Below are 20,857 nucleotides of genomic sequence, written 5' to 3'. Positions count from 1 at the left end.
CCCACGCGATACGATGAAAGAGGACAGGCTTCACTTCATGACAAGGAGAATAAAGTGCTTAACAAGTTGATGGCGGCTATCGGTATCGGCAGTGCTCAGGTGGATACCCGACTGGAAGCGGATATGGTTCGTGCAGGCGAGACACTACACGGCCAGATTCACATCAAGGGTGGCGAAGTTGCCCAGGAGATCGACGGCCTTAGCCTCGACCTGGTCAGCGAGGTCATCGAAGAGGTCAACGACAAGAAGGTGCGCATACCGCATACCTGGGCACGAATGAGCCTGACCGAGCGACTCAGCGTGCAGCCCGGCGAATCCCAGGTACACGACTTCACGCTGGAGATTCCCCTGCTATCGCCGTTGTCGGTGGGGCGTCAGCAGCCTCGGACTTGGGTCGCTACCCGGGCGGACATCGCCATGGCCATCGACCCACGCGATCAGGACGCCCTGCGCCTCCAGCCCGCCCCGCTTCATGAGAACATCTTCAATGCCATGGCAGCCTTGGGCTTCCGCATGACCGAAGCGCCATTGAACCGCTCGCGGAGGAATCCGCAGACTGGCTTCGTGCAGGAGTTCGAGTTCAAGCCCGAGCGTGGCGGCCGCTTCTCGCACCTCGACGAGGCGGAACTGGCCTTTCTGCCTTCCCGCGAGGGCGTGCTCGACCTGCTTATCCAGCGCGACACCAAGGCGCGCGGCTTCGGCTCGATGTTCGCTGAGATGACCGGCACAGACGAGCAGTTCCATCGCCTGACCTTACATGGCAACGAAACCCAGCAAAGCCTGCAGCACGCTCTGGAACAAGTATTGTCCTGAGCCCCGCCTAGAGGAGCCGATGCGCCAACGCTGGCCATCGGCTCTTGAAGCATCGCACGCGACATGGTTTATTCCCGCTCCCCGTCCAGTCCGGTATGGTTGGAGAATGTTCGACCGCCCCGCATCAAGGAAGCGCCATGTCACTGTTTACTGACGAAGCCCTGCAACCCGGCTTCATGGTCGTTCATGGCAATCGCCTGGAGGATCTGCGTGGCGTGGCGGTGGAATGGATGAAGCGCCACCCGCTGGCGCCGCTGGAAAACGAAGTCATCCTGGTACAAAGCAACGGCATCAGTCAGTGGATGAAGCTGGCGCTAGCCGCCGACACCAACGAGACCGGCACTGGCGGCTCCGGCATCGCCGCGGCCCTGGACATCACCCTGCCGGCACGCTTCCTGTGGCAGGCCTATCGTGCCGTGCTCACTCACGTTGAAGATGACCCTGCCGCGGTTCCATCGACCTCGCCGTTCGACAAGTCGCGGCTGACCTGGCGTCTGCTGCGCCTGCTTCCCGAGCTAATGACGCATGAGGTCTTTGCGCCACTCAAGCAGTTCCTGGACGGCGATGGCGACCTGCGCAAACACCATCAGCTCGCCGAGCGCCTGGCCGACCTGTTCGATCAGTACCAGGTCTACCGTGCAGACTGGTTGGACGCCTGGGGTCGCGGCGAGGACGTGTTGATTACCGCGCGTGGCGAGGCTCGCCCGCTGGACGACGGCCAGCGTTGGCAACCCGAGCTGTGGCGTGCCTTGCGCGAAGACGTGGGCGCCGACGGCATCGACTCCAGTCGCGCCATGGTCCACCGGCGCTTTCTCAATGCCGCCCAGGCGCTGACGCCCGAGACTCGTCCCCCCGGTTTGCCGCGCCGGGTCATGGTATTCGGCATCTCCTCGTTGCCCCAGCAAGCCCTCGAGGCGATGGCCGCCATCGCCCGCTGTTGCCAGGTAGTGCTCTGCGTGCACAATCCCTGCCAGCACTATTGGGCAGACATTATCGAACACAAGGACCTGTTGCGTGCCCGGCGCTTCCGCCAGGCGCGCAAGGACGGCATGCCCGAGCGCCTCGATGTGATCGGCGACGGTGACGGCGAGGCCGATCTACACCTGCACGCCCAGCCGCTGCTGGCGGCGTGGGGCAAGCAGGGCCGTGACTACCTGCGCCTGCTCGACGAGCACGACGACACCCAACAGTACGAAGGACTGTTTGCCGCCGAGTCGCTGCGCATCGACCTGTTCGAGTCGAACGGCGACGGCTGCTTGTTAAACCAGTTACAGGATGATATCCGCGAACTGCGCCCGCTGCGCGAGACCCGTGAACGCTGGCCAGCCGTAGACACCCACCGCGACGACTCGGTGGTATTCCATGTGGCCCATAGTGCCCAGCGTGAGGTCGAGATCCTGCACGACCAGCTGCTCGCCGCGTTCAGCGCCGACCCGACATTGCGCCCGCGCGACGTGATCGTCATGGTGCCGGACATTGACAGCTACGCCCCGCACATCCAAGCGGTGTTCGGGCAGATCCCCACGGACGATCCGCGCCATATTCCCTTTACGTTGTCGGATCAGGGCAGCCGTCATCGCCTGCCGCTACTGATTGCGCTGGAAAAGCTGCTGCGCCTGCCCGATCTGCGCTTGTCGGTGAGCGACTTTCTCGACCTGCTCGATGTGCCTGCGCTGCGAGCGCGTTTCGGCATCGCCGAGGACGACCTGCCTACCCTGCGCCGCTGGATTCACGGCGCCGGCATCCGCTGGGGCCTGCATGGCCTGCAGCGCCGAAGCCTCGATCTGCCCGACGGCATGGAACAGAACACATGGACCTTCGGCCTGCGCCGCCTGCTACTGGGCTACACCGTGGGTAGCGCCGCCGATGGCGCCTGGTTGGATATCGAGCCGTTCGATGATATCGGCGGGCTGGAAGCACAGCTGGCCGGGCCGCTGGCAACCCTGCTGGAAACCCTCGAAGACCAGTGGCACGCGCTGCGTGGCGAAACCGATGTAATCGGCTGGGGCGCACGACTACGCGCGCTGCTCGAAGCGTGCTTCTTCGCCGAGGATCCCCGTGACAGCCTGGTGCTCACCCAGCTCGAACAGGCCCTGCAAACTTGGCAGGAAAGCGCACTCGAAGCCGAACTGACTCGTGAACTGCCACTGTCCATCGTGCGTGAGCATTGGCTGAACCAGATCGACGAGCAGACCCTATCGCAGCGCTTCATGGCCGGCGCGATCAATTTCGCCACGCTGATGCCGATGCGCGCCATTCCCTTCCAGCGTGTCTGCCTGCTGGGCATGAACGACGGCGACTATCCGCGTAGCCACCCGCCCATCGACTTCGACCTGATGAACGGTGATTACCGCCCCGGCGACCGCTCACGCCGCGAGGACGACCGCTACCTGTTCCTCGAGGCGCTGCTCTCGGCACGCCAGCAATTCTATGTGAGTTGGGTGGGTCGCAGCATCGTCGACAACAGCGAGAAACCGCCTTCGGTACTGGTCGGCCAGCTGCGCGATCATCTTGCGGCCGGCTGGCGAGCCACGGATGACTCAGGCTTGCTCGACGCGCTGACCACCTTCCATCCTCTGCAGCCGTTCAGCCGCGCCTATTTCCCCAGCGCCGAGGAGTATGCTGCGCGCGACGTGGCTGCGCGCCGACTGGTGACATATGCCCACGAGTGGCGCGCAGTGCATCGCAACAAAGTACCTGACAACACAACGCGGGCCGACGCATCGAGCGCAGTCGCATTAGGCGATTTCGAACAAGACACACCCCTGACGTTGCATCAACTCGGGAGCTTCCTGCGCAATCCCGCCAAGGCGTTCTTCAATACCCGTCTCAAGGTCTACCTGGAGCGTGAAGACATCGTCAGCCACGATCAGGAGCCCTTCGCCCTCGACGGGCTGGAACAATGGCAGTTGCAGGACCTGCTGATCCAGGCCCAGCGTCAGGCCGTGGATAGCGGCTATTCCCGCGAGGCGGCGCTGAACGACATGCTCGACTGCCTGCAGGGCCAGGGCGTGCTCGCCATGGGCGCCTTCGGCGAGCGCATGCGCGAATCCCTCGCCGAGCCCATGGAGGCGCTATTCGACGACTATCGTCAAGCGCTGGACGAATGGCCCCACGCCTTCGACGAGCCAGTGCCGGTTCGCCTGGCCACGCCCGGCGGCCCGCTGCTGGAAGACTGGCTGGGCGACCTGCGCCGCGACGACGACGGCAACCGCTGCCGCCTGCTGCTGATCAGCAGCAGCCTGGTCAAGAAGAACCGCTACAACTGGCATCATCTGATGCGCCCCTGGGTAGCGCACCTGGCCGGGCATCTCGATGACGCGCCGATGACCACGCGCCTGCTCTCCAAGGCGGGCAACATCACGCTGCCACCGCTTGACCCCGACGTGGCCCGCGATCACTTGCGGACCTTGATCTATGCCTGGCAGGTCGGCATGCGCTCGCCCCTACCCCTGGCTACGGGCACCGCCTTCGCTTGGCTGGGCAAGGAAGGCACCCCGGAAAGCACGCCCGACAGCGACGCCTGGAAAGCCGCCGTCAGCACCTATCAGGGCGACGACTTCGTTGCCGGTGAGGTTGGCCGCGATCCGTACCTGGCCCACCGCTGGGCGAACTTCGCCGCGCTCTACCAGACACACCTCGGCACGCCCTACGCCTTCGCCACGCTGAGCGAGCGCTTGCTGGCCCCCGTGTACCACGCCGTGAAGGGAGGCGGAAAATGAGCGACGTCACCCAGCTCAATCCCTTGGAGTTTCCGCTGCATGGCAGCCGGCTCATCGAAGCCAGCGCCGGCACCGGCAAGACCTTCACCATCGCTTTACTTTACGTGCGTCTGGTGCTCGGCGCGCGCCGCGATGACGATCCCGCTGCCTTCGCCCGGCCACTGACGCCCCCGGAAATCCTGGTGGTGACCTTCACCAACGCGGCCACCCAGGAGCTGCGCGAGCGTATCCGTCATCGACTGGTCGAAGCCGCCAACGTCTTTCTACAGCCAAGAGATAATGCCGAAGGCGATGCGCTGCTGCTCCAGCTCCGCGACGAATACGATGAGGCTACCTGGCCAGCCTGCGCACGGCGCCTGCAGCTGGCCGCCGAATGGATGGACGAGGCTGCGGTGTCAACCATTCACAGCTGGTGCTATCGCATGCTGCGCGAGCACGCTTTCGACAGTGGCAGTCTGTTCTCGCTCAACCTGGAGACCGACCAGAGCGAGCTGATCAGCGAAGTGGTACGCGATTACTGGCGCAGCTTCTACTATCCGATGAGCGTCGACGAGTTGCCCGCGGTCATGCGCTATTGGCAGTCCCCCGACACGCTGTACGAGCACATCTGCCGGCTGCTGCCGGAATGCGACGCCCTGCCCGACGGTGCACCGCCGCCCGACGAGGCGCTGGCCGAGGCCCGTGAGGCCACCGTTCAGCGTCTCGCCGAGCTCAAGGCGCCCTGGCCACAATGGGTGGATGAGTGCGAGGCTCTGTTCGAGGATGCCGCCAAGCGCAAGGCCTTCAAGGGCCAGAGCTTCAATGCCCGCAGCCGCGCCAACTGGCTGGGCGCACTGCGCGACTGGTGCCAGAGCGACGCCGTGCGGCCTGAGCTGACCCCCGCCGCCTGGAAGCGCCTAACCCCGGAAGGCATGGCCGAGATCTGGCTCAAGGGTGAGCCACCGGATCATCCCGCCCTCAATGCTATCGCCGAGTTGCAGGCCGAGCTCGATGCCCTACCCGAGCCGCGCGCTACGCTATTGCTCCATGCCGTACACTGGTGCCGCACACGCCTGGAGCGCGAGCAGCTACGCCGTGCCGAGATGGGTCCCAACGAGTTGCTGACCCATCTCGACCGCGCCTTGGCCGGTGGCAACTGCGAAGCACTGGGTGCGCAGATCCGCCGCCAGTTCCCGGTCGCGTTGATCGACGAATTTCAGGATACCGATCCGGTGCAGTACCGCATCTTCGATTGCGTCTACCGCATCAGCGAGAACCGCCGCGATACCGGCGTGTTCCTGATCGGCGATCCCAAGCAAGCGATCTACGCCTTCCGTGGCGCTGACATTCACACCTACCTGCAGGCACGCCGCGACACCGCTGGCCGCCATGTCACGCTGGGTACCAATTTCCGCTCCTGCACGACGATGGTCGAGGCGGTCAATCGCTGCTTTGCGCATGCCGAGCAGCACCCGCCCGGTGCTTTCCTGTTCAAGGGCAAGGATGGCGGCAACCCGGTACCCTTCAACGAAGTCGCCGCCAAGGGACGCAAGGACTCACTCACGCTGAACGGCCAGACGCTACCGGCCATGACCCTGTGGCAACTGGAAAGCGACGAGCCGTTGGCCAAGGGCACCTATCACACCGAGATGGCCGAGCGCTGCGCCAGCGCCATGGTCGAATTGCTGGAACACGGCCAGCAGGGGCGTGCCGGGTTCAGTAGCGATGATGACTTCAAGGCGCTCAAGCCCTCCGACATGGCGGTGCTGGTCAATGGCCTGGGCGAGGCCCGCGCCATCCGCCAGGCGCTGGCCCGGCGCGGCGTGAAGAGCGTCTATCTTTCCGACAAGGACAAGGTGTTTGCCTCGCCCATCGCGCCGCAGGTCGAAACCTGGCTGCGTGCCTGCGCCGAGCCCGACGATGACCGTAAGCTGCGCGCCGCCCTGGCCACGCCCGCGCTGGGCCTCGGCCTGCCCGAACTCGACGCCCTGAACGAAGACGAACTGGCCTGGGAAGCCCGGGTCATGCAATTCCGTGACTACCATCGCCTATGGCAGACCCAGGGTGTGCTGCCACTGCTGCGCCGGGTGATGAACGACTTCGGCGTGCCTGCACGCCTCCTCGTTGACGGGCCTGCCAGCGATGGTGAACGCTTGCTTACTGACTTGCTTCACTTGGGGGAGTTGCTTCAGCAGGCCAGCCAGGAACTCGACGGCGAGCACGCAATGATTCGCTTTCTCGCCGAGGCCATTGCCGACCCTCAGGGCCAAGGTGATGCCCACAAACTGCGCTTGGAAAGCGATGCCGATCTGGTCCAGGTGATCACCATCCACAAGTCGAAGGGACTGGAGTATCCGCTGGTGTTCCTGCCCTTCATCTGTGGACATCGCCCCACCAAGAAGGATGACTCTCCGCTGCGCTGGCATGACGACGACGGCAAACTGCAGATCAGCCTGGAAGCCGACGACACCATCCTTGAGCGCGCCGACCGCGAGCGCCTCGGTGAAGATCTGCGCAAGCTCTACGTCGCGCTGACCCGCGCCCGCCACGCCACCTGGCTGGGCATGGCGCCGCTCAAAGGCATGGAGGGCTGCGCCATAGGCCAACTGCTGGCCAACGGTGAAGCGGTGGCGCCATCCAACTTCGGTAACATGCTGGCCACGCTCAAGGGCCGCTGTGAATCCATTGTGCTCAGCCCTGCGCCACAGCCCACCCGTCAAGTCATCACGCTGGACGACGACCAGCCCAAGCTCGGCGAGGCGCGCCAGCCGCTGCGCAGCGCCCGCGAGCACTGGTGGATAGCCAGCTACTCGGCGCTGCGCTTCTCCGGCGAGGCTCCGGCCATCGCGCCCGAGACGACCTTCGAGCCCGTTGCCGAGCCGATCACCGAGTCAACGCCGTTCGAACCGGCCACTGCCGTCGAGGCCACCGCCTTCGAGGTGATGACCGAACCCCGTGACAACGCCAACCCCGACCAGCCGGTGCCTAGCCTGCACCGCTTCCCCCGTGGCCCTGGCCCCGGTACGTTTTTGCACGGCATTCTGGAGTGGGCGGGACAGCAGGGCTTTGCGCTAGTGAACGCTCACCCCAACCAGCGCGAAGACACCCTAGCGCGGCGCTGCAACCTGCGCGGCTGGACCCAGTGGCTACCGACGCTGGACGACTGGCTGGCCGACCTGCTGAGCCGCCCCCTACCGCTGCCCGGCATCGGGCCGGAAACCGCCGAGGTGCGCCTGGAAGACCTGAGCGCCTATCAGGTCGAGATGGAATTCTGGTTCGCGGCCAACCAGGTCGAGGCGCCCACCCTCGACGCGCTGGTACGCCGCTACACCCTGCACGGCATGCCGCGCCCCCGCGCCGAGCGCGACCAGCTCAACGGCATGCTCAAGGGCTTCATCGACCTAGTCTTCGAACATCAGGGCCGTTATTACGTGGCCGACTGGAAATCCAACCATCTGGGCCTGGACGACAGCGCCTACACGCCTGAAGCGATGCGCGCCGCCGTTGCCGAGAAGCGCTACGACCTGCAGTACGCGTTGTATCTGCTCGCCCTGCACCGCCTGCTCAAGGCGCGCCTGAAGGGATACGACTATGACCGACACATCGGCGGTTCACTGACGGTGTTTCTACGGGGCACTCATGCCGCCAGCCGCGGCGTACACGCCGAGCGCCCCCCTCGCGAACTGATCGAGGCCATGGACGCGCTGTTCCGCGGCGAGCCCCTCGCCACCGTCAACGCTACCGACACCCAGGCCATGGAGACGCCGGCATGAAGGAACTCGACCTATTCGCCGATCTCAATCCCGAGGCGGACACTCCGTCCCGCGAGGTCTCCCATGCCGCCTGGCACGACCACGATGCATTGATGGCCCTGCTGCAGCGCTGGGTGGACCGCGGCTGGCTGCGTCCGCTGGATCGCGCGCTGGCGGTATTCCTGCACCGCGAGGTCGGCGACGGCCACCCACTGTTGTTGCTCGCCGCCGCCCTGGCCAGCCATCAGCTCGGTCGCGGGCACGTATGCCTGGATCTCGCCCAGACCCTGGCCGCTCCCAACCTGGCATTGTCCCTACCGCCGGAAGGCGACGATCTTAGCGACCCGCCGCCGCTGCCCAGCGAAATTCTCGACGGGCTGCATCTAGAGACATGGCGCGAAGCCCTCGCCAACCCGACGCTGGTCAGCCACGGCGATCAGACGCGTTCCGGCAATACGCCGCTGGTGCGTCTCGACACGTCCGGCAGCACGCGCATTTACCTGCGTCGCTACTGGAAATATGAGCAGGATATTCGCCACGCCCTGCACGGTCGGCTGATCCACGACCTGCCCACGCCGCCGACCGACACCCTGAAGCAGTCCCTCGATGCGCTGTTCGGCGAGGCCACCGCCACCGAGGCACATGACGACGCCCAACTCGACTGGCAGAAGCTTGCCTGTGCGCTGGCTGCTCGATCGCGCTTCTCGGTGATCACCGGCGGCCCCGGCACCGGCAAGACCACCACCGTGGTGCGTCTGCTCGCCCTGCTCCAGGCATTGCAGCTCGGCCAGACCGGTGACCGCCCCCTGCGCATCCGTCTGGCCGCGCCCACCGGCAAAGCCGCCGCGCGCCTCAACGAGTCCATCGCCAAACAGGTCGAAGGGCTTTCCCTGCTGGAACTCGCCTCGGCGACCTGCGCTGGCGGCGTGGATATCCACACGCTGCGCGAAGCGATACCGACGGAAGTCACCACGCTGCACCGCCTGCTGGGCTCACGCCCCGATACACGCCACTTTCGTTATAACCCCAACAACCGCCTGACTCTCGATGTGCTGGTGGTCGATGAAGCCTCGATGGTGGACATCGAAATGATGGCCGCCCTGCTCGGCGCCCTGCCACCGCGGGCGCGGCTGGTGCTGCTCGGCGACAAGGACCAGCTCGCCTCGGTGGAGGCCGGCGCCGTGCTCGGCGACCTTTGCCAGCGTGCCGAGGCCGCTTATTACACCCCGGCGACCTGCGACTGGCTGGCCCAGGTTGCCGGCGCCACACTACCCGAGCATTACATGAGCGATCATGGTCAGGCCTTGGATCAGGCCATCGCCATGCTGCGGGTGAGTCATCGCTTCGATGCCAGCAGCGGCATCGGCCAGTTGGCCCAGGCCGTGAACCGCCCGCTGGCGAGCGATCACCAACCCAAGGACAAACGCCGCGCGGTGCGTCAGGTCTTCCAGCAGGGCTATGCGGACATTGCCCACCTGCGCCTGAGCGACAGCGACGACCCGGCGCTGGACCGGCTGGTGGTCGACGGCAACCCCGGCGGCTTTCTCGATAAGGGCCGTGGCCGTATCGGGCGTGACGGCGAACTGCCCCCGCCCACTGGCTACCGGCATTACCTGGAAGTGTTGACCAAGCAACGCCCACCCGCCGATGCCGACCTGGACCATGACCGCGAGGCCTTCGATGCCTGGGCACGCGCGGTGATCGATGCCTATGGCCGCTTCCAGTTGCTGTGCGCGCTGCGCAAGGGCCCGTGGGGCGTGGAAGGCCTGAACCCGCGCATTGCCCGCGCCCTGCGCCGCCAAGGGCTGATCCACGCCAGCGACGCCGAACTCGAACGCGGTTGGTACCTCGGCCGCCCGGTGCTCGTCACCCGCAACGACTACAGCCTGGGACTGATGAACGGCGACATCGGCATCACCCTCGCGCTGCCGCTGCCCGGCCAACCCGGCAAGACGATGCTGCGCGCCGCCTTCCCCAGCAACGACGGCAGCGGACGCATCAAATGGGTACTACCCAGCCGCCTGCAGGCGGTGGAGACCGTCTTCGCCATGACCGTGCACAAGTCCCAGGGCTCGGAATTCACCCACACCGCGCTGGTGCTGCCCGACGCACCCAACCCCATCCTGACTAGAGAATTGATCTACACGGGTGTTACGCGTGCCAAGAACTGGTTCACATTAGCGGAAAGCGGGCGCGGGATACTGGATGAGGCGGTGCTGAGGGAAGTGACGCGGGTGAGTGGGTTAGCGTAAAGCAATCAAGGCAGCTTAGTAACCAAAGCTGCCATTCAATACCATGATCAACGCTGCTTTCAGAGGATGGCTGGATAGTCCTCGGAATGATCATGCCAGGGAGCCAGAACCTCGAACCCGTCACTGGTGACCGCGACCCTATGCTCCCACTGCGCTCACAAGGAGGATCCTTGGTGATTACGGTCCAGTCATCGTTCAGCATTCTTACAAACCGCTATCTGCAAATTGTCTTTGTAACATCGGGATAACCCGGGTTGGCCGGAGTGAGTGGACCTTGTCTATGATGGCATCAAGCGTCGCTGTGCTTTCAGGGGCTAACAGCTCTATCAAATCGGTTTTCTCGTCTTACCTGAGCAGGCCAAGCCCCATAACGCTCATGCGGGTCGGATTGAGTGCCAAACAAAAAACATGAACGTGATCATGTCGTTAACTCTCAAGGAGCGCCGCCAGGAGCCGTTTTAAAAAAGCCTTACCCCCTGATCGAATCAAGCGATAACATTCGCCATGGCACCCTCACGGGCTTTCTGGACATATTTATTTGACTGGGCCAAGGTGCTATGGCATGATGCTCTCAGTTGGTTAGCAAGTCGCATATTGTCAGTTGTACTCGAATCATTCGGTAGCCTGGTTGTATCCCTTGTTTTACCTACTTCATCTGGGGTAGTACCCGGCAATCGCATAAAGCGCCTAGCGCGTAAGGAATTCGAACATGACAACTGGCACAGTTAAGTGGTTCAACGACTCTAAAGGCTTCGGCTTCATCTCTCCGGCTGACGGTGGTGATGATCTCTTTGCCCACTTCTCAGAAATTCAGGCTGACGGTTTCAAGTCCCTGCAAGATGGTCAACAGGTCTCTTTTGACGTGACCCAGGGCAAGAAAGGCCTTCAGGCTGCGAACATCAAGCCTCTCTAACTTCGGTTAGTCTGCGCTTTCGAGCCGTAAGGCTTCGAGCACGAAAGCCCGCGTATGCGGGCTTTCGTGTTTCTGCATGTCTGAATTTTGAGTAAATACGCTATGGCTGGGTATCGGTTAAAGGCCAATTACCAGCTGTCCCGACAGCGTTAGTTGGCGCGCATATTTGCAACCAGGGTGTGTTCTAGCTCTGCCAAAGGACCGCTACTGGCCGAAAGCTAGCCACATGTTGAAGCGTCAGGAGAACCCACCTTGCCCCCTACCGAGGAAGGTGCCATGGTCAAACGGCAGCTTTCATCAACCTGACCGTAAGGAGAGTTCACCGTGTTCATCGTCATGAACCGTTTTCGCGTCAATCCCGAGAGAACGGAAGAGTTCGAGCAGATCTGGCTGGAGCGGGAAACCCATCTGCAGGGCCTGCCTGGTTTCGTCGAGTTCCATATGCTCCGCGGTCCCGATGAGGGGGATCACGTCCTTTACGCCTCGCATACCACTTGGCGTTCCCGCGAGGATTTCGATGCCTGGACGCACTCCGAGGCGTTCCGCGCTGCCCACGCCAATGCTGGCCAGAGCCGACGCGAGGGGCTTTACCTAGGCCCACCTAGGTTCGAGGGGTTTGAGGTCATTCAGACGGTTGGCAATGACTGATCACGATATCGAAGGGAAGTTGGCTGTTGTTACCGGCGCCAATGCAGGGTTGGGCTTCGAAACCACCAAGGGGCTAATCCGTCAGGGATATCGCGTCATCCTGGCGGGGCGGAATTCGGACAAGGGCCATGCGGCGATTAGCTCCTTGCGCAATGATTGCCCAAGAGCAGACGTTCGATTCGAGCCACTCGATCTGGACAGCCTGGCCTCGGTGCGAGACTTCGCTGCAAGATTGCGCGCCTGTGAGCCTTCGCTGGACGTGTTGATAAACAATGCCGGTGTCCTGGCATTGCCGACGCGGGAATTGACCCAGGATGGTTTCGAGCGCCAGTTTGGCGTCAACTTTCTGAGCCATTTTTTGCTGACCAGCCTGCTTCTCCCCCTGCTATTGGCGGCACCGGCGCCACGTGTCGTGCAACTCTCGAGCTTGGCGCACCGCGGTGGGCGTATCGATTTTGAGGATCTTCACGGCGAGTACCGTTACGACCCTTGGCGCGCCTACCGCCAGTCCAAGCTGGCCATGCTGCTGTTCAGCCAGACATTGCAGCGCTACAGCCACGCCGAAAACTGGGGGCTGGTTAGCCTGGCAGCGCACCCCGGCCTTTCGCGCACAGCATTGTTCGATCACGGCATTATCAGCCGCGGCATGGCGGGCCGTCTCTTCCGTTTGGCGATGCCGTTTGTCAGTCAGTCTGCTGTCGAGGGAGCGCGGCCCGTACTCTACGCAGCCACCGCCAGCAACGTTCGTCCAGGCAGTTACATCGGCCCTGCCGGCCTGGGGGAAACACGCGGTGCGCCCAAACCAGCTCATATTGCCCCGGCTGCCCGCGATCAGGACGTCGCCGAGCGATTATGGAAGGCGTCCTGCGAACTGACAGGAGCGAAGTGGCCCAAGGCGTGAGCGGTTATCGAACAGCATGCCGCTGCTGTACCGATTACAGGAGCGGCAGGCTAGCCCCGCAGCGGGAATACCCTGCGGGGCATCGATCAGGCACGTTTGACGAACATATACCCTCGGTTACGTACCGTCTTGATAAGATGAGGCTGGTTGGGATCGTCTCCGATCTTGGGGCGAATACGCGATACGCGCACGTCTATGCCACGATCCTGCCCGTTATAGGGAGTGCCGCGTATCGACGAGAATATTTCTTCACGGGTCAGCACGCGGCCGGCATTGTTGGCAAGCAGCCATAACAGATCGAACTCGGAACAGCTAAGGTCGATCCGCTCCCCGTCGAGCCAAGCCTCGCGAACCGTTCTGTTGATCATCAACCCACCGAAGTTCAGTAGAACCGGCTTACTCTTGCGGACGGCCGAATCCTTGCGCCGCATGAGCGCGTGCATGTGGGCCAGCAACACTCGCGGCTGTACCGGTTTCGGCAGGTAGTCGTCGGCGCCCATCTCCAGGCCCAGCACCTGATCCACGTCATCGGCACGTGCCGTGAGTATCAGAATCGGGCCGGCGTAATAGGGCTTCACGCGGCGGCAGATAGACAGGCCGTCTGCGCCGGGAAGCATCAGATCAAGAATGACGATGCCAGGCTGCAGCTCAATGATGCGCTCCACGGCGAGGGCGCCATCCGCTTCGACAATGACCCGATAGCCGTTGGCCTCAAGATATTCCTGAGTCAATGTCGCCAGGCGTTCGTCGTCTTCGACGATTAATACACGATCCTTGTTTTCACTATTCAAGCAATTACCCATCCTTAGCATGCTTTGCTATATCGTTGTCCTGAGTCCTGTCGAACGCACCAATATTACATTATTTTACTCTGCATTAATTAACAAAACTCTGAATACTGCCATTTTCACAACTTGTATTTACACATATTACCAAAGATCTCCAAAAACTCACTGGCAATAGGAAAATCTAAGCAACAAATATCAAATGTATTGCAAATCAATAAGATAGATGCAAAAGCAAGTCTTTCATGCTTGTTTTAAGCTATGTTCGTATGCGCTTTGTCATCAATCTCTTACGTGCTTGAGTTACATAGGTTATTACAATGGCACAGTACTCTTTATATGATGCGATTACTGGGTAAGGATGCTCAAGCAAGGAAGACCGAGTGCAGGGATGGCTCAGCACCAGGGATGTACGGGCAGGATGCCTGTAATGGAAGCACGGAAAGCAGCATTAGATTGCCCGGCCCAAGCGACCGGGCTTTTCTTGGTTCATCCCCACCTGAAGCCATCGCACCGTCTTGGCGATGTTTGCTTACATGGCGCCTGACACTAACCTCGCTGCGCCATGGCCCGCCGAAATTCTTCCCGATAGGCCTCGGCATGCTGTGCCGGATCTTCGGAAAAGCGCCCCAGCGTTACCGCAAGGTCGAAGAAGCCTTGTGCCGGCAGTCCCTCCCCTCGCCGGCTGACGATCAGCGCGGCGATGAAGGGGCGGTCTTGAGCGGCGTCTTCATGCATCAGGGTTTCCAGCGCCAGGGCAACGCGCTGGATGGTGCGCGGCGGACGGAGGCCCACTGCCTCGGCGAGTTGTTGATAGGTCATGGGCAATGCCTCATGCGGCGCTGCCTCGAGAACGTGTCGGACCTGCACGGGGAGCGATGAATTGTCAGTCATGGTATGGATCAGGGCTCGACCTATTGGCAATGGGCAGATGGCGATCCGTCAACTTACTCCAGCGGAGAGAGGCAGCCAAACGTGTTCGTAACCGATCGACAGTGAAACGGCAATCAACAGGGCGGACATAGTGAGACTGAACCCCTTGAGAATGACTGGATCCTCGACGCGTTTCCCTAGCACAGCGCCAACCAGCGCATAACTGCCAGGAGCCCCGATTGCCAGGGCAGCCAGCCCTAGCGACCAGACTATCAAACCGACACCATGAATCCCCACGGCAGGAAACTGAATCGTCGCGATCGGCAGTGTCGCGACGATGCCCTTGGGATTGCATAACTGCATGATCAGGCCGTCACGAAAGCGCAGCGCTCGCGGTGTTCGGCGGACGGCCGCCATGTTGATGCTCGACTTGGCGATCTTGATGGCAAGGTAAAAGATATACCCGCATCCCAGCGCCCCTATCACGGCGAGCATATCGCCTTGCACCCAGGCGGCACCAGCCAGGCCAAACAGCACGAACAAGGTGAACATGGCCAGCCCTACCCCGAGAAAGAACCCCAATGATGCCTTGGCCTGTCCATGGAGCCCGGCATTCAGGCCGAGCAGATTCACTGGCCCAGGCGTGTACATTACGCCCAAGGCATAGGCGATAATTTCCAACATGTGAGGAATCTCGGGTAAGAGGCGACGCTACGCTGATATTGATGGGGCGTCATGCCATAGATGCGCTTGAACCGGCGGTTGAAGTGGCTAAGGTCGGCAAAGCCATAACGGAACGCGACATCGTTTGGTCCAGCGCCAGACTCCAGTGCACTGCGTGCAGCATTGATGCGGCAGTTGATCACGTACTGGTGCGGCGTCATGCCGGACTGTTGCCGGAACAGGCGCAGGAAATGGTACTTCGAGAGGTGAGCGGCCCGGCTAATATCATCCAGCGATACATCATCCTCAAGATGCGCGAGGATGAAGTCCCTGGCTCGCTTAAGGAGGGCGTCAGGCCGACTGGACGTGCCATCCGGCTGGAACTTGCCGGCACGCTGCACGAGTCCTGCGGCCATCTGGTAGAGCGTATGCTCCTGATCGATGCGGCTACCGACCTGGCAGGTTACCAGGCGAGCCAGTTCCAGGATGGCCTGACGCAGGGCTGGGTCCGACATCAGGGTTTCATCGCTTCTAAACTGCCCGGCGCTCTCACGCCCTAGCGTATCAGCGAATAGCGCCTCGAGCTGGCGGGGAGAAACGTAGACCATGACATAGCCCAGCGTGCTGTCGCCGCCCGGCTGGCCATCATGCGCCTCCTCGGGATTCAACAGGATCACGTTGCCAGGTGGACTACGGTGAAATTGGCCACCGCTGAAGAAGTCCTGCCGTCCCGAGAGGGTGACACCGAAGGCATATTCTTCATGGGCATGGAAATCGTAGCTGAAATCGTTCATCGCCGCCTTCAGCACCATAAGCTCAGGGATATGCCGACTTTTGAAGAACTGAAACTGGGTGGTCTGCTTTGCCATGCCACACCTCCTGAACGCTGACTAGGCATAGCTTAGGCTTGGCCCATGCCGCGAGCTTGGACATTATTGCGGAAAGCACCGAATGAGCCGAATCCACCACGTTCGCCTGTTCAACGGCCCACAGTCTCTCTCGCGACTTGACCTGAAGCCCGGCTCGGTAGTGTGATACGTTTTGCTGTCATATGCGTCGGCACCCCGCCTTGCGCCAGCAACGAGGCCTCATGCGAAAGATACTGCTCGTCGACAACGGTTCCCTGCGCCCTCAGGCCACGCTCAATCTGCGCCGGCTTGCCCACGCCTTGAGCCAGGCCACCGGCGAGACGGTCGAGGCCGCTTCCCTGCTGCACTCCTTCAAGATCCCTCCCGAGGAACTCGAGGGCCACAAGGCCGTGACGCTGGGGCCGCTGGCCGAACGATATGCGGCACAGGGCGTTACCGAACTGCTTATCCTGCCCTTCTTCTTCGGCCCCAGTCAGGCATTGACGCACTACTTGCCCGAGCGTCTGGCCGAGGTACAGGCCAGCTACCCTCAGCTAAACGTGAAGGTAGCCCTGCCCTTGGTCGACAGCCAGGCGACGGTGGACCTGCGCCTGGCGCAGCTGCTGGCAGACAACGTGCGCGAAAGGTCGGCCGGCCTGTCACACCCGAAGGTTGTGCTGGTCGACCATGGCAGCCCGATTCCGGAAGTCACGGCCGTGCGCAACTACCTCGCCGGCCAGCTGAGCGTGCTACTGGCCGATGAGGCCAGTTGCGTCACCTTTGCCTCCATGGAGCGCCGCGATGGCGATGCCTACCGTTTCAACGAGCCGCTGCTGGAAGATCTGCTTGCCTCGCCGACGCTGGCCCACAGCAACGTGATCCTGTCCATGCTGTTCCTTTCCCCGGGTCGACACGCCGGCGAAGGCGGCGACATTGCGGAAATCTGCGAACAGGCGATGTCATGTTCACCCGACCTGAGCGTCACCACGACGCGGCTGGTAGGCGAGAACGACGCCATCGTGGATATTCTCGTAACTCGCCTACAGCAAGCCCTTGCCGGCGAGCCGCTACTGATAGAACTGCCGGCCACGGGAGCCGACATCACATAGAAAAATTACAGCCGGCCAAGTTCGCTCTCGAAGAGCCGGCCGCGATGAGTGGGTAGTTGTGGCGACGTTCAGCTGTTCGGGTCGAAGAGTTTCACTTCGCGAATATCGACATGTTCCCATACACGCCCGGTCATATAGGGCTCGGTCTCGAGCCAGGCATCAAGGTCCTGCCGGTCAACGAACCGGAAGTGGGCACTCGAGCCAATCATCTTGCCCTCATCGTTGAGGATCGCCCCGCCGCTGAGGAATTTCCCCTGTTTGGCAAGTTCGCGAACGCCCTCCAGATGCGACTCTCGATTGGCCAGTCGACGCTCGAGCGCCTCGGCGTCCGTGTAATCGTAGGCCACCACAGCGTATTGCTTCATCGAATGCTCCTTGGATTTACTAGCGGCTAGCCGGGTATAACACGATAACGTGTGCTGCGTCCGCCTCCTGACAGTTCTCGATGAGGCCTTTCTCCAGTTGAAGTTCAACTGGAGAAAGGCCTCGCCAGGTTTGGCCCTGCACCCTGAGCGGTACTATGTTGTAGGTGGTACCGATACTTAATAAATAACGACCCCAAGGAGGGAGTCATGGCCGTTGACAATGGTAATGGTGAAAGACTGGATGTAGTGGATATTCTTACCGCAGACCATCGAGAGATGACGGAGCTGTTGGCACAGGCCGAGCATACGCCGGATGCCACGCAGCGCCGGGAGCTGGTCGAAACGGTAATCGCTGAGGTGATGCGTCATTCCGTTGCCGAGGAGATGTACGTTTACCCGGCGATGGAAAAGCACTTGCCGAATGGTAAGGAAGAAGTCGAACATGACAAGCAGGAACACGACGAGATCGTTCAGGTCATGAAAAAGCTGGAAGACGCCGATGCGGCTGATCCGCAGTTCATGGCATTGGTGCAGTCGCTGGATAAACAGCTGCGCCACCATGCGAACGATGAGGAATCCGATCAATTCCCCTCGCTGCGAAAGCATCTGCCTCTGGATCAACTCGTCGACATGGGGGACAAGGTTCAGAAAGCCAAGCAGCTGGCGCCGACCCGCCCACACCCCAGCGCCCCTCATTCCGAACTGTTTCACAAGAGCGTGGGACCGGGAGTTGGCATGATCGACCGGCTCCGGGACAAGCTCACAGGGCGGACAAGCTCTTAACGAAACGTTTCCGTTGCTGCTGGTACGCCGGGAGCCAGTCGCAAAAGGCCTACTTAGAAGATGTAGGCGTATGTAATGTCCTCCGGGTAAGCCAATACCTTCCCCTTCGACGTCGTGACGTCGAAGGGGTGCTTGATTGTGCCTATAACAAGGTGGCAATAGGCCACCAGATGAGGCCGAGCGCTACACCCACGCCCTGCAGCGAGGCATCAGCCTGCCCACCGCCCCCTTGATGAGATAAGTAAGAATTAGAACATTCCTACGAGAGTCCGTGACAATGCATCAGGCTTTGCTACTTTAAGATTATGTCTCTTCAAGGAGGAAGCCACATGCACAATGACAGCCTTCTAGAAGATATTCAGGAAGTGAACCTGTCTTACCTTCTCCTCGCGCAGCGAATGCTGAAGGAGGATCGCGAAACCGCGATGTTTCGTCTGAAAATCAACGAACGCATGGCGGACTTGATGGCTTCGCTCTCAGTCAAGCAACTGAGCCAAATGGCCCGCTCCAATCAGTTGCTGTGTCGGCTGGCCTATGTCGATCCCGACCAATTCTTGAAACTGTCCGGTAACCCACGCGAGCTGGGAATGGCCCAGACCCATGCAGCCTTGCTCATGGCGGCCGACCGCTTCTCGACATCCGGCCACTGATTGCCGACTCGCCACGAGGGTATATGATGAAAAGCCTCGTCAGTGAAATGATGCAGGTGCAAGTAGCTATAGAGCTTATCGAACTCGGGGCCCGCCTGCAGGTGCTCGAATCAGAGACCGACCTGAGTCGTGCCCGGCTGATCAAGCTGTACAAGGAGGTTCGCGGCGCGTCCCCACCCAAGGGCATGCTGCCCTTCTCGACCGACTGGTTCATGACCTGGTTGCCGAATATTCATTCATCGCTGTTTTACAACATCTACCGCTGCATGAGCGAGGATGTCGGCTGCCACCGGCTTTCCGCCTTCATCAAGGCTTATCGGCTCTATATCGAACATATCATGTTGGAGGGAGCCGAACCGGTACTCGGCCTGACACGTGCCTGGACCTTGGTACGATTCTTTGAAAGCAACATGCTCCAGTTATCGACCTGCAAGGAATGCCGGGGGCCGTACGTAGCCCATGCCCACAGCCCCACCCAGCACTATGTTTGCGGCATCTGCCAGCCCCCGTCGCGTGCCGGCAAGACCGCAAAGGCCCGAGAAAGCAAGGTCGCCTAGCAACAGCAAGAAATCATTCGTCGCCTATCCTTTCCACGACCTTCGCTGTATCGAATGACAGTCGTCCTCGAATGTCCATGAGTGCAGCGAAGGGCGCTTCATAACTCCAGGCGGCATCCGCCAATGTCTCGTTGTACAGCGAGATGGCGTAATAGTTGGCATCGCCCTTGAACGGGCAATGCGTAGCGGTATCGGTGCGATTAAGATACGACATGTCCACGTCCTCCCGCGGGAGGTACTGGCGGGGCGGATAGCCTGTTTCGCGCAGTTCGATGGCGCTTCTCGTATCGGCAATCAGCGTATCGCCTGCCCAGACCCGCACGCGCCGGTAATGCAGGTGTAAGCTAATGCGGTCTGTCGGATCGTGGATCATGGCAAGTCCTGCCTGTAGTCAGTGAATTCCCTTCAGCCTAGCACTCTCCTCGCCTTCGCAAGTTAGCCTGCAATATCAGCCGAAGGCAGCTCATCCTTAATAACGCCAGGATGAAATAATCCACCCACCCGATGCCGGCGCTGGACCTATCTTCATCTCCTGGCTTTGTTGCATGATGGTCCGATTGGTCTATCGGGAGACACCATGATGTCCAAGAGCCTATTCCGGTGTGTTACCTGTCTTTTCCCCCTGCTATTGCTGGCAGGCCCATCCCTTGCCATTGAACTCGCCCAGCGAGCACAGATCGCCGAGGAAAAGGCACAAGTGCTGGAACAGGAGGCCTCGGCCGAAGGCAGCGGCCGGCCACCCGAGCCCGCCGAGCTGATCACACGGCCCGGCGCCCAGGCGGTAGATCCTGCCGGCCAGGCACCGCTGGATGATGCAATTACCTGTTTGGCACGCTCGATCTACTGGGAAGCGCGGGGGGAAGACACCATAGATATGGAGGCAGTAGCCAACGTGGTAATGAATCGGCTGGGCCACGAGGGCTTTCCCGATACGGTTTGCGAGGTAGTCAAGGAGGGCTCGGAACGGGGCAATTGCCAGTTCTCGTGGTGGTGCGATGGCCGCCCGGATGAGGCTCAGGAGGAAGATGCCTACGTTATCGCCAAAGAAATCGCTCGCAAGGCGCTGAATCAGCAACTGCAGGACCACACCGATGGTGGACAGTTTTTCCATCACCGGAACGTTACCCCGAACTGGGCCTCGAAATTTACCCGTACATTTCAGACCGATGAGCTGGTCTTTTATCGTGAGGATTCGTAAGGCTCAGGGGCGTGCTCGAAAAACGTGTCAGGAGATATTTCTGATG

General features: G+C 61.2%; 18 protein-coding genes. 12 read left to right on the top strand and 6 right to left on the bottom strand.

All coding sequences use genetic code 11. The features are described 5' to 3' along the window. Nucleotides 1-54: 54 nt before the first annotated feature. The 7 genes from F568_RS0114085 (at nucleotide 55) to F568_RS0114055 (ending at nucleotide 12,980) form a co-directional block, all read left to right on the top strand. The gene (locus F568_RS0114085) at nucleotides 55-813 is read left to right on the top strand and encodes a sporulation protein (protein ID WP_019019387.1); all 759 of its coding nucleotides are present in this window, start codon (nucleotides 55-57) and stop codon (nucleotides 811-813) included. Between the two features lie 137 nt (nucleotides 814-950). Then, nucleotides 951-4,535, top strand: a complete 3,585-nt coding sequence (recC, locus tag F568_RS0114080; RefSeq protein WP_019019386.1) for an exodeoxyribonuclease V subunit gamma — start codon at nucleotides 951-953, stop codon at nucleotides 4,533-4,535. Then, nucleotides 4,532-8,287: an exodeoxyribonuclease V subunit beta gene (gene recB / locus F568_RS0114075; protein WP_019019385.1), complete on the top strand. Its 3,756-nt coding sequence runs from the start codon at nucleotides 4,532-4,534 to the stop codon at nucleotides 8,285-8,287. The genes recC and recB overlap by 4 nt, the downstream gene beginning before the upstream one ends. Beyond that, nucleotides 8,284-10,518: an exodeoxyribonuclease V subunit alpha gene (recD, locus tag F568_RS0114070; protein WP_019019384.1), complete on the top strand. Its 2,235-nt coding sequence runs from the start codon at nucleotides 8,284-8,286 to the stop codon at nucleotides 10,516-10,518. The genes recB and recD overlap by 4 nt, the downstream gene beginning before the upstream one ends. Nucleotides 10,519-11,227: 709 nt before the next feature. Further along, nucleotides 11,228-11,431, top strand: coding sequence for a cold-shock protein (locus tag F568_RS0114065; RefSeq protein WP_019019383.1), 204 nt, complete (start codon nucleotides 11,228-11,230; stop codon nucleotides 11,429-11,431). 324 nt (nucleotides 11,432-11,755) lie between these two features. Further along, nucleotides 11,756-12,079, top strand: a complete 324-nt coding sequence (hmuQ, locus tag F568_RS0114060; RefSeq protein WP_019019382.1) for a heme-degrading protein HmuQ — start codon at nucleotides 11,756-11,758, stop codon at nucleotides 12,077-12,079. Continuing rightward, nucleotides 12,072-12,980 carry an oxidoreductase gene (locus tag F568_RS0114055; protein WP_019019381.1) on the top strand — a complete coding sequence of 303 codons (909 nt, stop codon included), beginning with the start codon at nucleotides 12,072-12,074 and terminating at the stop codon, nucleotides 12,978-12,980. The genes hmuQ and F568_RS0114055 overlap by 8 nt, the downstream gene beginning before the upstream one ends. A gap of 86 nt (nucleotides 12,981-13,066) precedes the next feature. Here F568_RS0114055 and F568_RS0114050 read toward each other — a convergent pair whose 3' ends face one another. From F568_RS0114050 to F568_RS0114035, 4 genes are all read right to left on the bottom strand, one after another. Beyond that, complete coding sequence (locus F568_RS0114050) at nucleotides 13,067-13,783, bottom strand: winged helix-turn-helix domain-containing protein (RefSeq protein ID WP_026300551.1); 717 nt, start codon at nucleotides 13,781-13,783, stop codon at nucleotides 13,067-13,069. Nucleotides 13,784-14,314: 531 nt separating this feature from the next. After that, nucleotides 14,315-14,659, bottom strand: coding sequence for a hypothetical protein (locus tag F568_RS0114045; RefSeq protein WP_040476360.1), 345 nt, complete (start codon nucleotides 14,657-14,659; stop codon nucleotides 14,315-14,317). 48 nt (nucleotides 14,660-14,707) lie between these two features. Continuing rightward, nucleotides 14,708-15,322, bottom strand: a complete 615-nt coding sequence (locus tag F568_RS0114040) for a LysE family translocator (RefSeq protein ID WP_026300549.1) — start codon at nucleotides 15,320-15,322, stop codon at nucleotides 14,708-14,710. Continuing rightward, entirely contained in the window at nucleotides 15,289-16,170 is an 882-nt protein-coding gene (locus F568_RS0114035; protein ID WP_019019377.1) for an AraC family transcriptional regulator, read from the bottom strand. The genes F568_RS0114040 and F568_RS0114035 overlap by 34 nt, the downstream gene beginning before the upstream one ends. A gap of 221 nt (nucleotides 16,171-16,391) precedes the next feature. Between F568_RS0114035 and F568_RS0114030 the strand changes: the two genes are divergently transcribed. Further along, the gene (locus F568_RS0114030) at nucleotides 16,392-17,258 is read left to right on the top strand and encodes a sirohydrochlorin chelatase (protein ID WP_019019376.1); all 867 of its coding nucleotides are present in this window, start codon (nucleotides 16,392-16,394) and stop codon (nucleotides 17,256-17,258) included. Nucleotides 17,259-17,326: 68 nt separating this feature from the next. Here F568_RS0114030 and F568_RS0114025 read toward each other — a convergent pair whose 3' ends face one another. After that, complete coding sequence (locus F568_RS0114025; RefSeq protein WP_019019375.1) at nucleotides 17,327-17,623, bottom strand: YciI family protein; 297 nt, start codon at nucleotides 17,621-17,623, stop codon at nucleotides 17,327-17,329. A 207-nt stretch (nucleotides 17,624-17,830) separates the two neighbouring features. Here F568_RS0114025 and F568_RS0114020 point away from each other — a divergent pair, with 207 nt between their 5' ends. From F568_RS0114020 to flhC, 3 genes are all read left to right on the top strand, one after another. Next, nucleotides 17,831-18,406: a hemerythrin domain-containing protein gene (locus tag F568_RS0114020; RefSeq protein WP_019019374.1), complete on the top strand. Its 576-nt coding sequence runs from the start codon at nucleotides 17,831-17,833 to the stop codon at nucleotides 18,404-18,406. A 329-nt stretch (nucleotides 18,407-18,735) separates the two neighbouring features. Further along, complete coding sequence (gene flhD, locus F568_RS0114015) at nucleotides 18,736-19,056, top strand: flagellar transcriptional regulator FlhD (protein ID WP_019019373.1); 321 nt, start codon at nucleotides 18,736-18,738, stop codon at nucleotides 19,054-19,056. Between the two features lie 23 nt (nucleotides 19,057-19,079). Further along, nucleotides 19,080-19,613 (top strand): flagellar transcriptional regulator FlhC, encoded by a 534-nt coding sequence (gene flhC, locus F568_RS0114010; protein ID WP_019019372.1) that lies wholly within the window; start codon nucleotides 19,080-19,082, stop codon nucleotides 19,611-19,613. Between the two features lie 13 nt (nucleotides 19,614-19,626). Here flhC and F568_RS0114005 read toward each other — a convergent pair whose 3' ends face one another. Next, nucleotides 19,627-19,986, bottom strand: a complete 360-nt coding sequence (locus tag F568_RS0114005) for a DUF427 domain-containing protein (protein WP_019019371.1) — start codon at nucleotides 19,984-19,986, stop codon at nucleotides 19,627-19,629. Between the two features lie 204 nt (nucleotides 19,987-20,190). Between F568_RS0114005 and F568_RS0114000 the strand changes: the two genes are divergently transcribed. Further along, nucleotides 20,191-20,811 carry a cell wall hydrolase gene (locus F568_RS0114000; RefSeq protein ID WP_019019370.1) on the top strand — a complete coding sequence of 207 codons (621 nt, stop codon included), beginning with the start codon at nucleotides 20,191-20,193 and terminating at the stop codon, nucleotides 20,809-20,811. The last annotated feature ends 46 nt before the right edge of the window (nucleotides 20,812-20,857 follow it).

The organism is Modicisalibacter luteus DSM 23508, from assembly GCF_000378505.1.
In the GTDB taxonomy this organism is placed as follows: domain Bacteria; phylum Pseudomonadota; class Gammaproteobacteria; order Pseudomonadales; family Halomonadaceae; genus Modicisalibacter; species Modicisalibacter luteus.
Note: the sequence above shows the minus strand (reverse complement) of the source record. Positions and strands in the feature narration are given on the sequence as shown.